The organism is Pseudomonas sp. NPDC099000 (genome assembly GCF_044759925.1).
In the GTDB taxonomy this organism is placed as follows: domain Bacteria; phylum Pseudomonadota; class Gammaproteobacteria; order Pseudomonadales; family Pseudomonadaceae; genus Aquipseudomonas.
This window is the reverse complement of the sequence record NZ_JBIWAF010000028.1, coordinates 41,385-61,023: the sequence shown is the minus strand read 5'-3', so window position 1 is coordinate 61,023 and position 19,639 is coordinate 41,385. Positions and strand designations below refer to the sequence as shown.

At 58.8% G+C, this 19,639-nt stretch carries 19 protein-coding genes and 1 pseudogene; 17 read left to right on the top strand and 3 right to left on the bottom strand.

Annotation, left to right across the window (positions count from 1 at the left end; genetic code table 11):
- From ACIQV9_RS24455 to ispD, 5 genes and pseudogenes are all read left to right on the top strand, one after another.
- Positions 1-1,438: pseudogene (locus ACIQV9_RS24455) on the top strand (CTP synthase); the annotation flags it as partial.
- A gap of 5 nt (positions 1,439-1,443) precedes the next feature.
- Complete coding sequence (kdsA, locus tag ACIQV9_RS24450; RefSeq protein ID WP_007949350.1) at positions 1,444-2,289, top strand: 3-deoxy-8-phosphooctulonate synthase; 846 nt, start codon at positions 1,444-1,446, stop codon at positions 2,287-2,289.
- Positions 2,290-2,445: 156 nt separating this feature from the next.
- Entirely contained in the window at positions 2,446-3,735 is a 1,290-nt protein-coding gene (gene eno, locus ACIQV9_RS24445; RefSeq protein ID WP_131059171.1) for a phosphopyruvate hydratase, read from the top strand.
- Positions 3,736-3,906: 171 nt separating this feature from the next.
- Complete coding sequence (gene ftsB / locus ACIQV9_RS24440; protein ID WP_008028992.1) at positions 3,907-4,185, top strand: cell division protein FtsB; 279 nt, start codon at positions 3,907-3,909, stop codon at positions 4,183-4,185.
- A complete protein-coding gene (gene ispD, locus ACIQV9_RS24435; protein WP_403106976.1) occupies positions 4,182-4,889 on the top strand; it encodes a 2-C-methyl-D-erythritol 4-phosphate cytidylyltransferase in 708 nt (235 codons plus the stop codon). Before ftsB ends, ispD begins: the two co-directional genes overlap by 4 nt.
- 102 nt (positions 4,890-4,991) lie before the next feature.
- Here the strand turns inward: ispD and ACIQV9_RS24430 are convergent, their stop codons facing one another.
- A complete protein-coding gene (locus tag ACIQV9_RS24430; RefSeq protein WP_403106974.1) occupies positions 4,992-5,888 on the bottom strand; it encodes a LysR substrate-binding domain-containing protein in 897 nt (298 codons plus the stop codon).
- A 107-nt stretch (positions 5,889-5,995) separates the two neighbouring features.
- On the opposite strand from ACIQV9_RS24430, the gene ACIQV9_RS24425 reads away from it, so the two are divergent.
- The 8 genes from ACIQV9_RS24425 to rpoS all read left to right on the top strand — a co-directional run bounded on the left by ACIQV9_RS24425 (position 5,996) and on the right by rpoS (position 13,140).
- Entirely contained in the window at positions 5,996-7,108 is a 1,113-nt protein-coding gene (locus ACIQV9_RS24425; RefSeq protein ID WP_033059912.1) for an S-(hydroxymethyl)glutathione dehydrogenase/class III alcohol dehydrogenase, read from the top strand.
- Between the two features lie 8 nt (positions 7,109-7,116).
- Positions 7,117-7,962: an S-formylglutathione hydrolase gene (gene fghA, locus ACIQV9_RS24420; RefSeq protein WP_403106971.1), complete on the top strand. Its 846-nt coding sequence runs from the start codon at positions 7,117-7,119 to the stop codon at positions 7,960-7,962.
- Between the two features lie 53 nt (positions 7,963-8,015).
- Positions 8,016-8,489, top strand: coding sequence for a 2-C-methyl-D-erythritol 2,4-cyclodiphosphate synthase (ispF, locus tag ACIQV9_RS24415; RefSeq protein ID WP_054047151.1), 474 nt, complete (start codon positions 8,016-8,018; stop codon positions 8,487-8,489).
- The gene (gene truD, locus ACIQV9_RS24410; RefSeq protein WP_403106968.1) at positions 8,486-9,544 is read left to right on the top strand and encodes a tRNA pseudouridine(13) synthase TruD; all 1,059 of its coding nucleotides are present in this window, start codon (positions 8,486-8,488) and stop codon (positions 9,542-9,544) included. The genes ispF and truD overlap by 4 nt, the downstream gene beginning before the upstream one ends.
- Positions 9,532-10,281, top strand: coding sequence for a 5'/3'-nucleotidase SurE (surE, locus tag ACIQV9_RS24405; RefSeq protein WP_131059177.1), 750 nt, complete (start codon positions 9,532-9,534; stop codon positions 10,279-10,281). The genes truD and surE overlap by 13 nt, the downstream gene beginning before the upstream one ends.
- Before the next feature lie 41 nt (positions 10,282-10,322).
- The gene (locus ACIQV9_RS24400) at positions 10,323-10,958 is read left to right on the top strand and encodes a protein-L-isoaspartate(D-aspartate) O-methyltransferase (protein ID WP_403106991.1); all 636 of its coding nucleotides are present in this window, start codon (positions 10,323-10,325) and stop codon (positions 10,956-10,958) included.
- Positions 10,959-11,169: 211 nt separating this feature from the next.
- Positions 11,170-12,027, top strand: a complete 858-nt coding sequence (locus tag ACIQV9_RS24395; protein ID WP_403106964.1) for a peptidoglycan DD-metalloendopeptidase family protein — start codon at positions 11,170-11,172, stop codon at positions 12,025-12,027.
- 105 nt (positions 12,028-12,132) lie between these two features.
- Positions 12,133-13,140 (top strand): RNA polymerase sigma factor RpoS, encoded by a 1,008-nt coding sequence (rpoS, locus tag ACIQV9_RS24390; protein ID WP_403106961.1) that lies wholly within the window; start codon positions 12,133-12,135, stop codon positions 13,138-13,140.
- Positions 13,141-13,612: 472 nt separating this feature from the next.
- Here the strand turns inward: rpoS and fdxA are convergent, their stop codons facing one another.
- Positions 13,613-13,951 carry a ferredoxin FdxA gene (gene fdxA / locus ACIQV9_RS24385; RefSeq protein WP_403106958.1) on the bottom strand — a complete coding sequence of 113 codons (339 nt, stop codon included), beginning with the start codon at positions 13,949-13,951 and terminating at the stop codon, positions 13,613-13,615.
- A 142-nt stretch (positions 13,952-14,093) separates the two neighbouring features.
- Complete coding sequence (gene mutS / locus ACIQV9_RS24380) at positions 14,094-16,661, bottom strand: DNA mismatch repair protein MutS (RefSeq protein WP_403106989.1); 2,568 nt, start codon at positions 16,659-16,661, stop codon at positions 14,094-14,096.
- A 211-nt stretch (positions 16,662-16,872) separates the two neighbouring features.
- On the opposite strand from mutS, the gene ACIQV9_RS24375 reads away from it, so the two are divergent.
- The 4 genes from ACIQV9_RS24375 (at position 16,873) to ACIQV9_RS24360 (ending at position 19,637) form a co-directional block, all read left to right on the top strand.
- Entirely contained in the window at positions 16,873-17,607 is a 735-nt protein-coding gene (locus ACIQV9_RS24375; protein ID WP_403106986.1) for a helix-turn-helix transcriptional regulator, read from the top strand.
- 505 nt (positions 17,608-18,112) lie between these two features.
- A complete protein-coding gene (locus ACIQV9_RS24370; protein ID WP_403106955.1) occupies positions 18,113-18,463 on the top strand; it encodes a phage holin family protein in 351 nt (116 codons plus the stop codon).
- A 46-nt stretch (positions 18,464-18,509) separates the two neighbouring features.
- Positions 18,510-19,022 (top strand): hypothetical protein, encoded by a 513-nt coding sequence (locus ACIQV9_RS24365; protein WP_403106952.1) that lies wholly within the window; start codon positions 18,510-18,512, stop codon positions 19,020-19,022.
- Positions 19,023-19,025: 3 nt separating this feature from the next.
- A complete protein-coding gene (locus tag ACIQV9_RS24360; RefSeq protein WP_403106949.1) occupies positions 19,026-19,637 on the top strand; it encodes a phage baseplate assembly protein V in 612 nt (203 codons plus the stop codon).
- Positions 19,638-19,639 lie beyond the last annotated feature (2 nt).

Genomic DNA, 19,639 nt, shown 5'->3' with positions numbered 1-19,639 from the left:
AGCCGAGACAGACGTGGACCTGGGCCACTAGGAGCGGTTCATCCGCACGACCATGACCCAGAACAACAACTTCACCACCGGCCGTGTCTACGAACACGTCCTGCGCAAAGAGCGCCGTGGTGATTACCTGGGTGCAACCATCCAGGTGATCCCGCACATCACCGACGAAATCAAACGCCGGATCATCAAGGGCGCCGGCGATGCCGACGTGGCCATGGTCGAGATCGGTGGCACCGTGGGTGACATCGAGTCGCAACCGTTCCTCGAAGCCATCCGTCAATTGCGTTTCGAAGTCGGCGCCAAGCGCGCGATGCTGATGCACCTGACGCTGGTGCCGTACATCGCCACCGCTGGCGAAACCAAAACCAAGCCAACCCAGCACTCGGTCAAGGAACTGCGTTCCATCGGCCTGCAGCCTGACGTGCTGGTGTGCCGTTCCGATCACCCGATCGACCTCTCGTCGCGTCGCAAGATCGCGCAGTTCACCAACGTTGAAGAACGTGCGGTGATCGCGCTGGAAGACGCCGACACCATCTACAAGATCCCGGGCATCCTGCACTCCCAGGGCCTGGATGATTTCGTCGTCGAGCGTTTCGGCCTGCAATGCGGCAGCGCCGATCTGTCCGAGTGGGAAGCCGTGGTTGACGCCAAGCTGAACCCGGAACACGAAGTCACCATCGCGATGGTCGGCAAGTACATGGAGCTGCTGGACGCTTACAAGTCGCTGATCGAAGCGATGAGTCACGCCGGCATCAGCAATCGCACCAAGGTCAACCTGCGCTACATCGATTCCGAAGACATCGAAAACCAGGGCACCGCGCTGCTGGAAGGTGTCGACGCGATCCTCGTACCAGGCGGCTTCGGTCTGCGCGGCGTGGAAGGCAAGATCACCGCCGTTCAATACGCTCGTGAAAACAAGGTTCCATACCTCGGCATCTGCCTGGGCATGCAAGTGGCCGTGATCGAGTTCGCTCGTAACGTGCTGGGCTGGAAAGATGCCAACTCCACCGAGTTCGATCGTGCCAGCGGCCATCCGGTCGTGGGTCTGATCACCGAGTGGGAAGACGCTACCGGCGCGGTCGAAACCCGTACTGAATCGTCCGACCTGGGCGGCACCATGCGCCTCGGCGCTCAGGATTGCCTGCTTGAACCGGGTTCCCTGGTGCACGATTGCTACGCCAAGGACGTGATCGTCGAGCGTCACCGTCATCGCTACGAAGTGAACAACAACCTGCTGCCGCAAATCATTGAAGCCGGCCTGAAAATTTCCGGTCGTTCCGGTGATGGCGCGCTGGTCGAAGTGGTTGAAGCCCCGGATCATCCATGGTTCGTCGCTTGCCAGTTCCACCCTGAGTTCACCTCGACACCTCGCGACGGTCACCCGTTGTTCAGCGGTTTCGTTAAAGCAGCTTTGGTTCAACACCAGAAGAAGGCGTAAATCCGATGGCGCAGAAGATCATCCGTGTAGGCGATATCGAGATTGCCAACGACAAGCCAATGGTGCTTTTCGGTGGCATGAACGTGCTGGAAAGCCGCGACATGGCGATGCAGGTCTGCGAAGAATACGTCAAGGTCACCGAGAAACTCGGTATTCCTTACGTGTTCAAGGCCAGCTTCGACAAGGCCAACCGTTCCTCCGTGACCTCTTACCGTGGCCCCGGCCTGGAAGAGGGCATGCGGATTTTTCAGGACATCAAGCAAGCCTTCGGCGTGCCGATCATCACCGACGTCCACGAGCCTGACCAGGCCGCGGTCGTCGCTGAAGTCTGCGACATCATCCAGCTGCCGGCCTTCCTGTCGCGCCAGACCGACCTCGTGGTCGCGATGGCCAAGACAGGCGCGGTGATCAACATCAAGAAAGCCCAGTTCCTCGCCCCGCACGAGATGAAACACATCCTGAGCAAATGCGTGGAAGCGGGTAACGATCAGTTGATCCTTTGCGAGCGCGGTTCGAGCTTTGGCTACAACAACCTGGTCGTCGACATGCTCGGCTTCGGCATCATGAAGCAGTTCGAATACCCGGTGTTCTTCGACGTGACCCACGCGCTGCAAATGCCCGGCGGTCGCTCCGATTCCGCCGGCGGTCGTCGCGCCCAGGTCACTGACCTGGCCAAGGCTGGCATGAGTCAGTCGCTGGCCGGTCTGTTCCTCGAAGCTCACCCGGACCCGGACAACGCAAAGTGCGACGGCCCTTGCGCCTTGCGTCTGGACAAACTGGAGCCATTCCTGGCCCAGCTCAAAGCCCTGGACGAACTGGTGAAGAGTTTTCCGACGGTAGAGACCGCGTAAACCTCATTTCTCCGGTAAAGTACCGCACGATTTGTTGCTCAGGCCCTCGGGCCTGAGCCTTATCGTCCGCAAGTCTGCCCGCTGCACACCACTTGCCGACGGTAAAAGATTTCCTCTAGCTGCGTCGTTTTCGTCAACTTTGGAGTGTTTACAACAATGGCAAAAATCGTCGACATCAAAGGTCGTGAAGTTCTCGACTCCCGTGGCAATCCCACCGTGGAAGCGGACGTGCTTCTCGATAACGGCATCATCGGTAGCGCTTGCGCGCCGTCCGGTGCTTCCACTGGCTCGCGTGAAGCGCTCGAGCTGCGTGATGGCGACAAGAGCCGTTACCTGGGCAAAGGCGTACTCAAAGCCGTCGCCAACATCAACGGTCCGATCCGCGACCTGTTGAAAGGTACAGACCCAAGCGACCAGAAAGCGCTGGATCACGCGATGATCAAGCTCGACGGTACTGAAAACAAAGGCTCCCTGGGCGCTAACGCGATCCTCGCCGTTTCCCTGGCCGCGGCCAAGGCAGCAGCACAGGACCAGGACCTGCCGCTGTACGCTCACATCGCCAACCTGAACGGCACCCCGGGTGTCTACTCGATGCCGGTTCCGATGATGAACATCATCAACGGTGGCGAGCACGCCGATAACAACGTCGACATCCAGGAATTCATGGTTCAGCCGGTTGGCGCCAAGTCTTTCTCGGAAGGTTTGCGCATGGGTACCGAGATTTTCCATCACCTCAAAGCTGTGTTGAAGGCCCGTGGCCTGAGCACTGCAGTGGGTGACGAAGGTGGTTTCGCACCGAACCTGGCTTCCAACGAAGACGCGTTGAAAGTGATCTCCGAAGCCGTGGCCAACGCCGGTTACAAGCTGGGCACCGACGTGACCCTGGCTCTGGACTGCGCAGCCAGCGAATTCTACGAAGACGGTAAATACAACCTGTCCGGCGAAGGCCAGGTCTTCACCGCCGAAGGTTTCGCTGACTACCTGAAAGGCCTGACCGAGCGTTATCCGATCATCTCGATCGAAGACGGTCTGGACGAGTCCGACTGGGCTGGCTGGAAAATCCTCACCGACAAGATCGGCGAGAAGACCCAGCTGGTGGGCGACGACCTGTTCGTGACCAACACCAAGATCCTGAAAGAAGGCATCGATAAAAAGATCGCCAACTCGATCCTGATCAAGTTCAACCAGATCGGCACCCTGACCGAAACCCTGGAAGCCATCCAGATGGCCAAGGCCGCTGGTTACACCGCCGTAATCTCGCACCGCTCCGGCGAAACCGAAGATTCGACCATTGCCGACCTGGCGGTGGGCACCGCGGCTGGCCAGATCAAGACCGGTTCCCTGTGCCGTTCGGACCGCGTGTCCAAGTACAACCAACTGCTGCGTATCGAAGAGCAGTTGAATGGCAAAGCCAAGTACAACGGTCGCAGCGAATTCCGCGGTTAATCGTTAACTGGTAAAAAGACACCGGATTGTGTCGGAAAAATCGCTACAGCGATGGATTTGCCACTAATCTGATGCCTTATAAGCACAAGCCTGGGTCTTCCAGGCTTCGTGCTATCAGAAGCTTCAAAGTTTTGGCATGGCTGTCTTTTTTCACTGGATACCTGATATTCGATGCGCAGTCCCAATTGGTTGTTCCTCGTCTTGCTCTTGCTGCTGGCTGGCCTGCAATATCGCCTGTGGGTGGGTAATGGCAGTCTGGCGCAAGTGGCCGAGCTGACTCAGCAGATCGCGGATCAACACGCTGAGAACGAAGGGTTGCTGGAACGCAATCGAGTCATGGACGCCGAAGTCAGTGAGTTGAAAAAAGGCATGGAGACCGTTGAAGAGCGGGCTCGTCATGAGTTGGGCATGGTCAAGGACGGTGAAACCCTTTACCAGTTGGCTCAATGAATAACTTGTTACCGGCCTTCTGGGCCGTGATTCCTGCCGCGGGCGTCGGTGCCCGTATGGCCGCAGACCGTCCCAAGCAATACTTGCAACTGGGCGGGCGCACTATTCTCGAACACAGCCTTGGCTGTTTCCTTGATCATCCTGCCCTGAAGGGGTTGGTGGTCAGTCTTGCTGTTGATGATCCTTACTGGCCGAACCTGGCGTGTGCTAGCGATCCGCGTATTCAGCGGGTCGAGGGCGGCGACGAACGTTCCGGGTCGGTGCTCAATGCGTTGCTGCATTTGCATGCGCAGGGTGCTGACGATGAAGACTGGGTGCTGGTTCACGACGCCGCACGGCCGAATCTGAGCCGCGACGATCTGGACAAACTGCTGACAGAGTTGGCTGATGACCCGGTGGGTGGGCTGCTGGCGGTGCCGGCACGCGATACCCTCAAGCGGGTCGACAAGCACGGCCGTGTGGTTGAAACGGTGGATCGCAGCGTGATCTGGCAGGCGTATACACCGCAGATGTTTCGCCTCGGCGCGTTGCATCGGGCGTTGGCCGACAGCCTGGTGGCCGACGCGGTCATCACCGACGAAGCTTCGGCGATGGAGTGGGCGGGTTTGGCTCCTCGGTTGATCGAAGGTCGATCCGACAACCTCAAAGTCACACGCCCCGAAGACCTTGAGTGGTTGCGCCAGCGTTGGGCTAACCGCCGCTAAAAGATCGCAGCCTCGTTGCACTCGACAGCTCCTACATTGTCCGCGTTCACCGTACGGCACCTGTAGGAGCTGTCGAGTGCAAAGGCTGCGATCCTTTGATCTTCAAACGCGGTACTCCGGCCTTTGCGCCAACCCTTCCTTCAAATAATCCACCAACTTGCGCACCTTGGGCGACAGATGCCGTTGCTGTGGATAAAGCGCCCACACGGCAGTGTTCGGCGGTTGGTGGGCTTCCAGCAGTGAAATCAATTCCCCGTTTTTCAGATGCTCCAGCACGTAATAGTCCGGCAGCTGACACAACCCAACACCCTGTAGTGCCGCATCCAGTACCGCTTGCCCACTGTTGCAGCGCCAGTTTCCCTGCACCCGTTGCGAAAATTCCCGGCCGTTCTGTTCCAGTTGCCACATGTCCGAACTGCCGATGAGGCAATTGTGCCGGCTGAGTTCCGACAAGCTGTGTGGGCGACCATACCGTTCCACGTAGGAAGGCGACGCGCACAAATACATGCGCCGTGGTGCCAGGCGTGTGGCGACCAGTCGTGAATCCTGAAGACGCCCGAGGCGGATCGCCAGGTCCAGTCCTTCGTGCACCAGGTCGAGAGGGCGGTTGCTCAGTTCAATGTCGACGCGCAATTGGGGATAAAGGCCCATGAAACGCGTCACCAACGGCACGATGAAGCGTTCGCCATATGCCACGGCGCAGGTCATGCGCAGCATGCCTTTGGGTTCGCTGGTCAGGTCGCCGACTGCGCGCAAGGCTTCTTCGCGACCGTCCTGCAATCGCTGGCAATGTTGCAAAAAGGTTTGCCCGGCTTCGGTCAGCGTTACCCGGCGAGTGCTGCGGTAGAGCAGCCGCGTCTGAAGGCGCTCTTCGAGGCGTGCGATTTGTCGACTGATGTGAGAAGAAGAAACCCCAAGGCGTTCTGCGGCAGCGGTGAATTGGCTGCACTCGGCCACGGCGACAAATTCGTCGATCCCTTCCCAGCGGTTCTCGGACATCAAGGATTATCCCTGTGTGGCAATAATGTTTTGCTTTTGTCCGGATTATTCCTCGTAAGACGCTGTATTACACTCCCTGTCTCGTTTTTATTCACTGGAGAATCCACATGATCAAGTCGCGCGCTGCCGTTGCCTTCGAGGCCAAGAAACCTCTCGAGATTGTCGAAGTCGATGTCGCCATGCCCAAGGCCGGTGAAGTTTTGTTGCGTGTAGTGGCCTCCGGTGTCTGTCATACCGATGCCTACACCCTGTCGGGCGCTGACCCGGAAGGCATCTTCCCGTCGATCCTCGGTCACGAAGGTGGCGCGGTGGTTGAAGCCATCGGCGAGGGCGTGACCTCTGTCGCCGTCGGCGACCATGTGATCCCGCTGTACACCCCGGAATGCCGACAGTGCAAATTCTGCCTGTCGGGCAAAACCAACTTGTGTCAGGCGATTCGCGCGACTCAAGGCAAGGGCCTGATGCCGGATGGCACTTCGCGCTTTTCCTACAAGGGTCAGCCAATTTTCCACTACATGGGGACCTCGACATTCTCCGAGTACACCGTGCTGCCGGAAATCTCCGTCGCCAAAATTCCAAAAGAAGCGCCACTGGAAAAAGTCTGCCTGCTGGGTTGCGGAGTCACCACCGGCATCGGCGCGGTGCTCAATACCGCCAAGGTAAAACCGGGTGATACCGTGGCCATTTTCGGTCTCGGCGGCATCGGCCTGTCGGCCGTGATTGGTGCGGTCAAGGCCAAGGCTGCGCGGATCATTGCCATCGACATCAACCCTGCCAAATTCGAAATCGCCAAGCAGCTCGGTGCAACCGACTGCGTGAACCCGAAAGATTTCGACCGTCCGATCCAGGAAGTCATCGTCGACATGACCGACGGCGGCGTCGACTTTTCCTTCGAGTGCATCGGTAACGTGCAATTGATGCGCGCCGCCCTTGAGTGCTGCCACAAAGGTTGGGGCGAGTCGGTGATCATCGGCGTGGCCGGTGCCGGCCAGGAAATATCTACCCGTCCATTCCAGTTGGTGACCGGTCGCGTCTGGCGCGGTTCGGCGTTCGGCGGCGTGCGCGGTCGTACCGAGTTGCCAAGCTACGTCGAAATGGCCGAGACCGGCGAAATCCCGCTGGATACGTTCATCACCCATACCATGGGCCTGGAAGACATCAACAAGGCTTTCGACCTGATGCACGAAGGCAAAAGCATCCGTAGCGTCATCCATTTCTGAGGTCGGTCATGAGCCTGGAAAATATCTCCTGCCAGAAAAGCTTCGGCGGCTGGCACAAACGCTACAAGCACCGCTCCGATGTGCTTGGCTGCGACATGGTGTTCGCCGTGTACCTGCCGCCGCAAGCGGAGCAGGGCGGCAAGTTGCCGGTGCTGTACTGGTTGTCCGGCCTGACCTGCACTGACGAGAATTTCATGCACAAGGCCGGCGCGATGCGCATGGCCGCCGAGCTGGGGTTGATCATCGTCGCGCCGGACACAAGCCCTCGCGGCCCTGATGTGCCCGGCGATCCGGACGGTGCCTGGGACTTCGGCCTCGGCGCCGGGTTTTATCTGAATGCCACGCAGGAACCCTGGGCCCGGCACTATCGGATGCATGACTATGTCGTGGCGGAATTGCCGGCATTGGTCGAAGCCCATTTCCCCGCGTCGGACAAGCGCGGCATCAGCGGTCACTCCATGGGGGGCCACGGTGCACTGGTCTGTGCCTTGCGCAATCCGGGGCGATATCAGTCGGTGTCGGCGTTCTCGCCGATCAACAATCCGATGGATTGCCCTTGGGGTCAGAAGGCCTTTTCCCGCTACTTGGGGGAGGACCGATCGAAATGGCGTGAGTGGGATGCCAGCATCCTGATTGCCGAGGCGAACGAGAAGTTGCCGCTGTTGGTCGATCAAGGTGATCGCGATGATTTCCTGGCCACTCAGCTCAAGCCTGAAGCCTTGCAACAGGCTGCCAAACTGGCCGGTCATCCACTGACGCTGCGCCTGCAACCGGGCTACGACCACAGCTATTTCTTCATCGCCAGTTTCATCGACGACCACTTGCAACATCATGGGCGCGCTCTAAGCGCCTAATGTTCGACAAAGCAGGTAGAATCACGCCCTGACAAAAATCGGGGCGTTTTTTTATGCGTATTGGCCACGGCTATGATGTGCACCGTTTCGCTGAAGGCGATTTCATTACTCTGGGCGGCGTGCGCATTGCACACGGCTTCGGGCTGCTCGCTCACTCCGACGGTGACGTCCTGCTGCACGCCTTGAGCGATGCCTTGCTCGGCGCCGCTGCGCTGGGTGATATCGGCAAGCACTTCCCGGACACCGACCCGACATTCAAGGGCGCCGACAGCCGCGTGCTGTTGCGTCACGTCGTCGCACTGATCCACGCCAAAGGCTGGAAAATCGGCAACGTCGATAACACCATCGTCGCCCAGGCGCCGAAAATGGCCCCGCATATCGAATCGATGCGCGCGCTGATTGCCGCGGATCTTCAAGTTGAGTTGGATCAAGTGAACGTGAAAGCTACCACCACCGAAAAGCTCGGCTTCGTCGGTCGCGAAGAAGGCATTGCCGTGCATTCCGTTGCCTTGTTGCTGCGCGCATGAACGAAGCGCAATTGCTCGGCCCGCGAGCCTATGGTGACGCCCTCGGCACGGCGGTTTTAAAAGCCACGGCAGAAGATTTCCAGGTTGATGAAGTGCTCGATATCCCCCTCAGTGGTGATGGCGAACACCTGTGGATCTGGGTGGAAAAACGCGGCCTGAATACCGAAGAAGCGGCACGGCGGATTGCCAAGGCAGCGGGTGTGCCATTGCGCACCGTCAGTTATGCGGGCCTCAAGGATCGCCAGGCGCTGACTCGCCAGTGGTTCAGCGTGCAACTGCCGGGCAAGGCGGATCCTGATTTGTCGGCGGCGGAAAACGAGACGCTGAAAATCCTCAAGACCGGTCGGCACAAACGCAAGTTGCAACGCGGTGCCCACTCGGCGAATGGCTTCACCTTGCGACTGACGCAATTCGCTGGCGACAAATCCGCGATTGAAGAGCGTCTGCAACTGATCGCCAAGCAAGGTATTCCGAATTATTTCGGTGCCCAGCGTTTCGGCTTTGATGGCGGTAACGTAGTCGATGCCCGTGCCTGGGCCGCGCGCAAGGCATTGCCGGAGCAGCGCAACGTGCGTTCACGGCTGCTCTCCACCGCCCGCAGTTTCCTGTTCAACCAGGTGCTGGCGGCGCGTGTGGCGGATGGCACCTGGCAGCAAGCGCAGGTCGGCGATCTGCTGGCCTTCACCGACAGCCGCAGTTTTTTTCCGGCTGGTGAAGCCGAATGCAGCGACCCGCGCCTGGCGATTCTCGACCTGCACCCGACCGGTCCCCAGTGGGGCGAAGGTGACTCACCGGCGACCGGCGCTGTCCATGTACTGGAGCAGGCAATCGCCGCTCGCGAAGCGGATCTGCGCGATTGGTTGATTAACGCCGGAATGAGCCACGAACGTCGCATCCTGCGACTGCCCATTGGTGGGTTGACGTGGCATTATCCCGAGCCTGACATTCTGCAACTGGAATTCGTCCTCCCGGCCGGATGCTTTGCCACCGTATTGGTGCGCGAGCTTGTTGATCTGGTGCCGGTGGGGCAGACGGACAGCCCATGCGTATTCTGATTTCTAACGACGATGGGGTAACCGCACCCGGTCTCGCCGCGCTTTATGCTGCGCTGGCGGATTACACCGAATGCGTGGTTATCGCCCCGGACCAGGACAAAAGCGGCGCCAGCAGTTCGCTGACGCTCGACCGTCCGTTGCACCCGCAAACCCTGGCCAACGGCTTTATCAGCCTGAACGGCACACCCACCGATTGCGTGCACCTGGGCCTTAACGGCTTGCTGGAGCGCGAACCGGACATGGTGGTTTCCGGCATCAACCTGGGCGCCAACCTGGGCGACGACGTGCTGTATTCCGGCACCGTTGCGGCGGCACTTGAGGGGCGTTTCCTTGAGCGTCCTTCGTTCGCCTTTTCGTTGGTCTCACGACAAGTGGAGAACCTTCCCACGGCCGCTTACTTTGCGCGCAAACTGGTCGAGGCCCACGCCGACCTCGACTTGCCACCGCGCACGGTATTGAACGTGAACATTCCCAATTTGCCGCTGGACCACATTCGCGGTATTCAGCTGACCCGCCTCGGGCACCGCGCACGTGCGGCGGCGCCGATGAAGGTGGTCGACCCGCGCGGCAAATCCGGTTACTGGATCGCCGCCGCCGGGGACGCCGAAGATGGTGGCCCGGGCACCGATTTCCATGCGGTGATGCAGGGCTATGTGTCGATTACCCCGCTGCAACTGGATCGCACCTTCAATGATGCCTTCAGAAGTCTCGATGGCTGGTTGGAGGGGCTGCGCTAATGGCTCGTGAACAAGACGATATTCTGCGTCGCGGCATCGGGATGACCTCGCAACGAACCCGCGAGCGCCTGATTCAACGCCTGTATGAGGAAGGGGTTTGCAACGCCAAGGTGCTGGAAGTCATCCGCCGTACACCGCGACACCTGTTCGTCGACGAAGCGCTGGCTCATCGCGCCTACGAAGACACGGCGTTGCCGATCGGACACAACCAGACCATCTCCCAGCCTTATATGGTGGCGCGCATGAGCGAGCTGCTGCTGGAGGCGGGTCCCTTGGACAAGGTGATGGAAATCGGCACCGGTTCGGGTTACCAGACGGCGGTGCTGTCGCAGCTGGTTGAACGGGTGTTCTCCGTGGAGCGCATCAAGGTTTTGCAGGATCGGGCCAAGGAACGCCTGGTGGAGTTGAACCTGCGCAACGTGGTGTTTCGCTGGGGTGATGGTTGGGAAGGCTGGCCGGCGCTGGCGCCGTACAACGGCATTATCGTGACTGCGGTGGCCACCGATGTACCCCAGGCGCTGCTGGATCAGTTGGCGCCTGGCGGGCGACTGGTGATTCCTGTCGGCTCCGGCGAGGTGCAGCAATTGATGCTGATCATCCGCGAAGAACACGGCTTTTCCCGTCGTGTCCTGGGGTCGGTGCGCTTCGTGCCATTACTCAACGGGCCGCTGGCCTGAGCATTTATTCAGGCACGCTGAATTCTCTTCGATTGCCCGGGTCTTACAGCGGCATCGATGCGTTAAACGGGATTCATCGGCAGGCAGCAAACGTGTGCGCGAAGCGTTTTCGCTTCATTAAAGGTAAAGCCTGTTCGGCCCGTTATACTTGCGACATTTCGTGCCGAAACACGGCAATCCACTATTTCAGCCACCACAAAGGGAGCGGCGGGTGAGTCTCACAGTCATTGCGCAGCGTATGGGTACAAAGAGCTTTCAGCGCCTGGTGACTGGCCTCGTCTTGAGCACCTTGCTGGTCGGTTGCTCCAGTTCCAAAACGAGTGACGTGCGTGTCGTCGATCGCAACAAGACCGTCGCCCAGCGTCCGGCGGTGACCACGGGTCAGTACGTCGTTCGACCAAAAGACACATTGTTCTCGATCGCTTTTCGCTACGGCTGGGACTACAAAGCCCTCGCCGCTCGGAACAATATTCCTACGCCATACACGATCCATCCGGGTCAGACAATTCGCTTCGACGGTCGCACCGGATCAACGTCGGTGCCACTGGCCAGTGCTACCGATTCAACGCCTTCGTCGTCGCTGAAAACCACGGTAATCCGGCGCCAGCCGAATGGCGCAACGACCAGCACAGCAGTGGTTGCACCGTCCGTCGGCAGCAAGCCGACCCCTGTTCCGATGCCTCCTGCCGGCCCGGCCCCGACCGGCTGGGGATGGCCATCTAATGGCATTCTGATTGGAAAGTTCTCCTCAAACGGTAGTTTGAATAAAGGAATTGATATCGCCGGAGATTTGGGACAGCCTGTTTTAGCTGCGTCTGATGGGACGGTGGTATACGCCGGGAGTGGCTTAAGGGGCTACGGCGAATTAGTCATCATCAAACACAGCGATACCTACGTCAGTGCCTACGGACATAACCGCAGGCTGTTGGTTCGGGAGGGGCAGCAGGTCAAGGTCGGACAGACAATTGCCGAAATGGGGTCAACGGGTACGGACCGGGTGAAACTGCATTTTGAGATTCGCCGACAAGGTAAACCTGTAGATCCACTGCAGTTCCTGCCACGTCGTTGATTTGTTACCAGCCTGTTCCGTCACGTAGAGGGGACAGGCTCCAGCGTTGCCAAGGATAAAGGCGCCGCTTGAGCTTGGGGTCGAACTCACCAAAGGACTATAACAATGGCTCTCAGTAAAGAAGTGCCGGAGTTTGACATCGACGATGAGGTTCTCCTTATGGAGACCGGCATCGATACGGATTCGATGTCGAATGATGAAGGGGCTGCTCCACCTTCCGTTCGTGCCAAATCCAAACACTCCGCTTCGTTAAAGCAACACAAGTACATCGATTACACGCGGGCACTCGATGCCACGCAGCTGTATCTCAACGAGATCGGCTTTTCCCCATTGCTCTCCCCGGAAGAAGAAGTTCATTTTGCGCGCTTGTCGCAAAGTGGCGATCCGGCCGGGCGCAAGCGCATGATTGAAAGCAACCTGCGGCTAGTGGTGAAAATCGCCCGACGTTATGTCAATCGTGGCCTGTCGCTGCTGGACCTGATCGAAGAGGGCAACCTCGGACTGATCCGGGCAGTGGAGAAATTCGATCCTGAGCGCGGCTTCCGCTTTTCGACCTACGCTACCTGGTGGATTCGTCAGACCATCGAGCGCGCAATCATGAATCAGACCCGGACTATCCGGTTGCCGATCCATGTGGTCAAAGAGCTTAACGTGTACCTGCGGGCTGCACGGGAGCTGACCCAAAAACTCGATCATGAACCCTCACCCGAAGAAATCGCCAACCTGTTGGAAAAACCAGTGGCGGAGGTCAAGCGCATGCTCGGCTTGAACGAGCGGGTTTCTTCGGTCGACGTCTCGCTGGGTCCGGATTCGGATAAAACCCTGCTGGACACCCTTACGGATGACCGCCCAACCGATCCATGTGAACTGTTGCAGGACGACGACCTGTCCCAGAGCATCGATCAATGGCTTTCGGAGCTGACCGACAAGCAACGCGAAGTGGTGGTACGCCGCTTCGGCCTGCGCGGTCACGAGAGCAGCACGCTTGAAGATGTGGGCCTGGAAATCGGCCTGACCCGGGAACGGGTCAGACAGATTCAGGTGGAAGGCCTGAAACGTCTTCGAGAGATTCTCGAGAAGAACGGCCTGTCGAGCGAGTCGCTGTTTCAATAAGCGACGCGCTTGAGTGGCATTGGAAAACCCCGACTGGTTCGGGGTTTTTTAATGCCTGGGAAATGGCTGGCAAGCGCCTCAGGTTTGTAGTTTCGCGCTGTAAGTCTTTGCTTACTCTTTCGTAAGTGTTCGTTATTTTTACAGTGTGGCAGTCGCCCATCTGCTACGTCTTCTCGAGTTATCTAATTGATTTATATGGTTATTAATAAAGATTAAAAGCATGTGACAGAGACTTTTGCGGATTGGGGGCGATTGCTCTTGGTGGGGAACTCTTTAGTATCTGAACTGTGTCGACGGACAGACACACCCTTCAAGGATGAGGGGGATGGACATCGCAGGAAGCGATTCATCAGGACGATGAAAAGGAACACAGGGAATAGGGAAAAAATGTGGGCGGGTCAAACCGCCCCTTTTTTTGCCTGCAGAAAAGCAAAAAGGCCCGCTAGGGGCCTTTTCGGGAACGCGGGGGAAATCAGCGTTCGAGGTCTTTGAGCTTGCTACCTACAGATTTGTTGATGACGCGATCAAACGCTTCCGCATCGGGCATCGATTCTTTCTTCTCGGTGATGTTGGGCCAGATTTCGGCCAACTCAACGTTCAGCTGAATGAACTGCTGCATGTCCTCCGGTACTTCATCTTCGGAGAAGATGGCCACGGCAGGGCATTCTGGTTCGCACAGTGCGCAGTCGATGCATTCATCCGGGTGAATCACCAGGAAGTTCGGGCCTTCGTAAAAGCAGTCCACCGGACAGACTTCTACGCAGTCGGTGTACTTGCACTTGATGCAGTTGTCGGTGACGACGAAGGTCATTTCTAATTTTCTCCTCAGGCGGCGGCAGCGGAGCCCCTTCATGTTGGGGTCGCCAGGTTTGGGAGCGATAGTCTGCAGGCCAGGCTATTAGCCTGCAGCATCCCAAACCGCGCGAGATTCTAACAGCTTGCAGGCAAGTGCGTTAGATCCGTGTCTTTAGTGTATAGAGCATTTCTAACGCGCGACGCGGTGTCATGTCGTCCAGATCCAGTTTGGCCAGTTCATCCAGCACCGGGTGCGGCAGGCTGGCAAACATATCGCTTTGCTGCGGCGCGGCCGGTTTGCCTTTAGTTGGATTCGGGACTTCATGGGGCAGGGCGGTCGCTTCCAGTCGGCCCAGGTGCTCGCGAGCACGCACGATCACTTCGCTCGGCACACCGGCCAGTTGCGCAACTGCCAGGCCGTAGCTCTGGCTGGCAGGCCCGGGTAGCACGTGGTGCAGGAACACGATGCGCTCGTTGTGCTCGGTGGCATTGAGGTGAACGTTGGCCACCAGCGGTTGCGCTTCCGGCAGCACTGTCAGCTCGAAGTAGTGGGTGGCGAACAGCGTGTAAGCCCGCAGATGTGCCAGGCGTTCGGCGGCGGCCCACGCCAGGGACAGACCATCGAAGGTGCTGGTGCCGCGGCCGACTTCGTCCATCAGCACCAGGCTCCGTTCGGTGGCGTTGTGCAGAATGTTCGCGGTTTCGCTCATTTCGACCATGAAGGTCGAGCGCCCGCCGGCCAGGTCATCGCTGGAACCGATCCGGGTGAAGATCCGGTCCACCAGCGACAATTCGCAACTGGCCGCCGGCACGAAACTGCCAATGTGCGCCAGCAGCACGATCAAAGCGGTCTGGCGCATGTAGGTGGATTTACCGCCCATGTTCGGACCGGTGATTACCAGCATGCGCGTATTGTCGTCGAGGCTCAGGTCGTTGGCCACGAACGGCGTGGTCAGCACTTGCTCGACCACCGGGTGGCGACCCTGGGAGATGCGCATGCACGGCTCGTCAACGAAGCGCGGGCAGTTCAGGTCGAGGTTCAGTGCGCGCTCGGCAAGGTTGCTCAGCACGTCCAGTTCGGCCAGTGCGGCGGCAGTGTCTTGCAGCGGCGGCAACTGGGCGATCAGGTCCTCGAGTAGCGCTTCGTAAAGCATCTTCTCGCGAGCGAGGGCGCGGCTCTTGGCTGACAACGCCTTGTCCTCGAACGCTTTCAGTTCCGGCGTAATGAAACGCTCGGCGCCTTTGAGCGTCTGGCGGCGGATGTAGTCGGCCGGTGCCGATTCAGCCTGCTTGCTCGGCAACTCGATGAAGTAACCGTGAATGCGGTTGTAGCCGACCTTCAAGTGCGACAGGCCGGTGCGCGCCTTTTCGCGTGCTTCCAGGTCGATGAGGAATTGCCCGGCGTTTTCGCTCAGCGATTGCAGGTCATCGAGTTCGCTGTCGTAACCGGTCTTCAACACACCGCCGTCACGGATCACCGCCGGCGGGTTGTCGATGATGGCTTTTTCCAGCAGCGCCGCGAGTTCCGGGTAGGTGCTGGTGGTCTTCGCCAATTGAATGATGTGCGGGGCTTCCAGCTCAGTCATCGCCACTTGCAACTCAGGCAGTGCACCGAGCGCATCGCGCAGGCGAGCCAGGTCACGAGGACGGGCATTACGCAGCCCGATCCGCGCCAGGATCCGCTCGATGTCACCGATTTCCTTGAGCTGCGGTTGCAGTTTTTCGAAACGGTAACCGTCGAGCAGACAGGTAATCGAAGTCTGGCGCGCCAGCAACACGCTGAGATCGCGCAACGGACGGTTCAGCCAACGAGTCAGCAGACGGCTGCCCATGGCCGTCTGGCAACGATCGACCACCGATTGCAGCGTGTTGTCGCGACCGCCTGCCAGGTTGGTGTCCAGTTCCAGGTTGCGACGGCTCGCGCCATCCAGCACCACGGTGTCGTCCAGGCGCTCATGGCGCAGGCTGCGTAAGTGCGGCAGGGCGGTGCGCTGGGTTTCCTTGGCGTAGCTGAGCAGGCAACCGGCGGCGCCGATGGCCAGGGTCAGGTTCTCGCAGCCGAAGCCTTTCAGATCCTGGGTGGAGAATTGCTGGCAAAGACTTTTCAGCGCCGAGTCGCGCTCGAAATCCCACGGCGCACGACGACGAACCCCACGACGTTTTTCCGCCGGCAGGTCCTTCGGCCAGTCATCCGGAATCATCAGTTCCACCGGATTGACCCGCTCCAGTTCCGCCAGCAGGTTCTCCCAGCCTTTGATTTCCAGCACGGTGAAGTTGCCGCTGGTGATGTCCAGCACGGCCAGGCCGAACAGACGCTCGTCGCCCAGCACCGCCGCGATCAGATTGTCCCGACGCTCATCCAGCAGCGCCTCATCGCTGACCGTACCCGGCGTGATGATCCGCACCACCTGACGATCCACCGGACCCTTGCTGGTGGCCGGATCGCCGACCTGCTCACAAATCACCACCGACTCGCCGAGCTTGACCAGTTTCGCCAGGTAACCTTCCGCGGCGTGGTAAGGAATCCCACACATCGGAATCGCCTGACCAGCCGACTGCCCGCGGGCGGTCAGGGTGATGTCCAGCAACTTGGCGGCCTTCTTCGCGTCTTCATAGAAGATCTCGTAGAAGTCACCCATGCGGTAGAACATCAGCTGGTCGGGGTGCTGGTTCTTCAGGCGCCAGTATTGCTGCATCATTGGCGTGTGGCTGGACAAATCGGACAGTGCTTTATTCATCGGATATCAGGCAAATTCGTTGAAAGGTGTAGGGCAAAGGAGGGGCATCGGCCCGGCTTTTCCGCGATGGGCGCAAGGTTAACATGAGCGGTCTGCCGGACGCAGGCATGAAAGCCCTGCTGCACATTTCTGCTGTCTATGCACGTTTTATGCAAATCAGCATTTGTCTTCCGAAAAAAGTTCAAGCACTATGCCCGTTATGCAAAAACGCAATGTTTCTACCGTCTTAAGAGCGCTGCTCGATCAGCACGGGATCTCCCCCACGGAGCTTCACCGTCGCACCGGCGTGCCTCAATCCACACTCTCGCGAATCCTCAGCGGGAAGATCGTCGATCCTTCGGATAAACATATCTCGAAGATCGCCGAGTACTTTGCCGTGAGCACCGATCAGTTGCGGGGGCGCGCGGAGGTCGCTACCACCGCCAATACCGGGCGCGATCAATTGCATTCCGAACTCAAGGACATAAGTCTGTGGGACGACGATACGCCCGTCGATGACGACGAGGTATCGGTCCCCTTTCTTCGCGAGGTTGAATTGGCTGCTGGATCAGGAAGATTCGTCATCGAAGAGAGCGAGCGCTCTAGTCTGCGCTTCGGCAAGCGTAGCTTGCGTCATAACGGTGTGCAGTTCGATCAGGCCAAATGCGTGACGGTGCGCGGCAACAGCATGTTGCCGGTGCTGCGCGATGGCGCCACCGTTGGCGTGAATGCGGGCAAGTGCGGGATTGGCGACATCATTGATGGCGACCTGTATGCCATCAACCACAACGGCCAGTTGCGGGTGAAACAGCTTTATCGTTTGCCTACCGGTATTCGCCTGCGCAGCTTCAATCGCGATGAACATCCGGACGAGGACTACACCTTCCAGGAAGTTCAGGAAGAGCAAATCGTAATCCTTGGTCACGTCTTCTGGTGGGGCATGTACGCCCGTTAGCCTCACCGCTTTGCATTAGAACCCGCCCCGAGCGGGTTTTTTTTCGCCTGCTCAACACCGTCCGAGCCTTTGTTTGCGGGGCTTTAATGCGTCAGTGCATTTGTCGTGCATAAATAAATGCATTTACGCATTGACTGTATATGCATCCATGCATATTCTTTGTCTCAAGCCGCTCAACAAAGCGGTTCGAAACGAAGCTCTTTAGTTCCATCACAAAGGCAGCGATGAACCGGCCTCAACGGTTCAGAGGGTTGGCAACTGACCCGGGTGTGCAGCGTAAAGCACCAGAAGCAGTTATCCGGCGGGCAGGGACCGCGGTCGGAAGAACAATTTGAATGGACTCGTACCGCGCCAGTAGCGCCGAAAAGTCAACGCGAAGGACCGCATTACTGAAAAGCCCGGCAAGCGCCGGGCTTTTTGGAATGCCTACCTACCGTCAGGCACCTCAAGAGACACCGTTTGAAAGAACCACATATCACTCATCAATCACCCCGGGAGGCGTGACATGACAAACGAGCAACAAGCGTTGCTGGACATGCCGATCTGGCTTGTCATCGTCCTCGCTCTGCTGGGCGGGGTGTCCGGCGAAATGTGGCGTGCCGACAAGGACGGTGCCCGCGGCTGGTCACTGCTGCGGCGTCTGGCCTTGCGTTCCGGGGCCTGCGTGATCTGCGGGGTCTCGGCCATCATGCTGCTGTATGCCGCCGGCGTGTCGATCTGGGCCGCTTGCGCGTTTGGCTGCCTGACGGCGATGGCCGGGGCGGACGTTGCCATCGGTCTCTATGAACGCTGGGCGGCCAAGCGGATTGGCGTTTGCGAAGTGCCGCCGCGCGATTCTCGCCCTGATCAACAGTGAGGCGATATGACTGACCCTCACATTGAAATCTGACAGGAGACCCTTAATGCCGGTCGTCATCGAAAAACCTTCACAGCTGTTTACTGCGATTGCAGAAGCATTGCGCATCGCCGTTCCCGGTTTGAATGTCGGGAGTCATCAAGACTTCGACAGTACCGACAATCTGGCCTGGGTTCTGATTGCACTCGAACACGATGCGCCGAACAGCCGTGCCAATGACGGGCGTATCGCTCATGTCATGACGGTTTCGTTGCAAGCCGTGTCGCCTACTTCCGGCCTGGCGGCCTGTGATCTGGGCAGCCAACTGAAAAACCTGATCACCGATAACCGCTGGATGCTGCCCGGCGATCAATGCGACTTGCCGATGAACATCGTTGGCACTGCGTCTACGTTCATCAACGGCTCCCGCGAATACACCACCTGGACCGTTTCCTTCACCCAGACCTTGTACCTCGGCCCCTTGCTGCTGGACGACCCGTTGGGCATTCCTAAATTTGCCCGTACCTGGGAGGTGTCGGACATCGACGATCCGGACCAATACCAGGCACTCGAGGGGTAATCCATGTTCGATGCACTTATCAGCCAGCAACTGGGCCCGATCATCGAGCGCCTGGCGCAGATGGAAACCGAGATCGAAGACCTGCATCGTCGTACCGACAGCCTCTGCCGCATTGGCGTGTGCGAGGAAGTCGATGCGGCCAGCAATACGTGCAGGGTCCGCCACGGGGAGTTGTTGACCCCTGCCATCAGGTTTTTCAACCCGAGTGCCGGGGCACAAAGCGAGTCGCGCATTCCCTCCATAGGTGAACAGTGCGTGTTGCTGAACCATGGCGGCGGCGATAGCGGCGGTCAGTCCGTCGCGTTGTTCGGCCTCAATGGTGGCCAGTTTCCACCGGCCTCAACGATGGCTTCGCTGACGCGTCGCCGCTATCAGGACGGCACCGAAAGTGGCTACGACGACGCCAGTCACACCCTGTGCTGGCAAAACGGCCCGGCGACATTCACGGGCACTCGCGAATCGCTCGAACTGAGCATCGGCCCGGCCCAGTGGGTCATGACGCCTGAGTCGATCCAACTGCAACTGGGTGCGACCGGCTTATTGCTCGACGCATCCGGTGTGCACCTGAGCGGCCCCTTGGTGGATCACCAGGGGCGAGTCATTAGCACTGCATAAAG

Excerpts from the sequence above, each read along its gene's own strand:
- kdsA (WP_007949350.1), top strand. The coding sequence starts at position 1,444 with ATGGCGCAGAAGATCATCCGTGTAGGCGATATCGAGATTGCCAACGAC.
- eno (WP_131059171.1), top strand. The coding sequence starts at position 2,446 with ATGGCAAAAATCGTCGACATCAAAGGTCGTGAAGTTCTCGACTCCCGT.
- ftsB (WP_008028992.1), top strand. The coding sequence starts at position 3,907 with ATGCGCAGTCCCAATTGGTTGTTCCTCGTCTTGCTCTTGCTGCTGGCT.
- ispD (WP_403106976.1), top strand. The coding sequence starts at position 4,182 with ATGAATAACTTGTTACCGGCCTTCTGGGCCGTGATTCCTGCCGCGGGC.
- ACIQV9_RS24430 (WP_403106974.1), bottom strand. The coding sequence starts at position 5,888 with ATGTCCGAGAACCGCTGGGAAGGGATCGACGAATTTGTCGCCGTGGCC.
- ACIQV9_RS24425 (WP_033059912.1), top strand. The coding sequence starts at position 5,996 with ATGATCAAGTCGCGCGCTGCCGTTGCCTTCGAGGCCAAGAAACCTCTC.
- fghA (WP_403106971.1), top strand. The coding sequence starts at position 7,117 with ATGAGCCTGGAAAATATCTCCTGCCAGAAAAGCTTCGGCGGCTGGCAC.
- ispF (WP_054047151.1), top strand. The coding sequence starts at position 8,016 with ATGCGTATTGGCCACGGCTATGATGTGCACCGTTTCGCTGAAGGCGAT.
- truD (WP_403106968.1), top strand. The coding sequence starts at position 8,486 with ATGAACGAAGCGCAATTGCTCGGCCCGCGAGCCTATGGTGACGCCCTC.
- surE (WP_131059177.1), top strand. The coding sequence starts at position 9,532 with ATGCGTATTCTGATTTCTAACGACGATGGGGTAACCGCACCCGGTCTC.
- ACIQV9_RS24400 (WP_403106991.1), top strand. The coding sequence starts at position 10,323 with ATGACCTCGCAACGAACCCGCGAGCGCCTGATTCAACGCCTGTATGAG.
- rpoS (WP_403106961.1), top strand. The coding sequence starts at position 12,133 with ATGGCTCTCAGTAAAGAAGTGCCGGAGTTTGACATCGACGATGAGGTT.
- fdxA (WP_403106958.1), bottom strand. The coding sequence starts at position 13,951 with ATGACCTTCGTCGTCACCGACAACTGCATCAAGTGCAAGTACACCGAC.
- ACIQV9_RS24375 (WP_403106986.1), top strand. The coding sequence starts at position 16,873 with ATGCAAAAACGCAATGTTTCTACCGTCTTAAGAGCGCTGCTCGATCAG.
- ACIQV9_RS24370 (WP_403106955.1), top strand. The coding sequence starts at position 18,113 with ATGACAAACGAGCAACAAGCGTTGCTGGACATGCCGATCTGGCTTGTC.
- ACIQV9_RS24365 (WP_403106952.1), top strand. The coding sequence starts at position 18,510 with ATGCCGGTCGTCATCGAAAAACCTTCACAGCTGTTTACTGCGATTGCA.
- ACIQV9_RS24360 (WP_403106949.1), top strand. The coding sequence starts at position 19,026 with ATGTTCGATGCACTTATCAGCCAGCAACTGGGCCCGATCATCGAGCGC.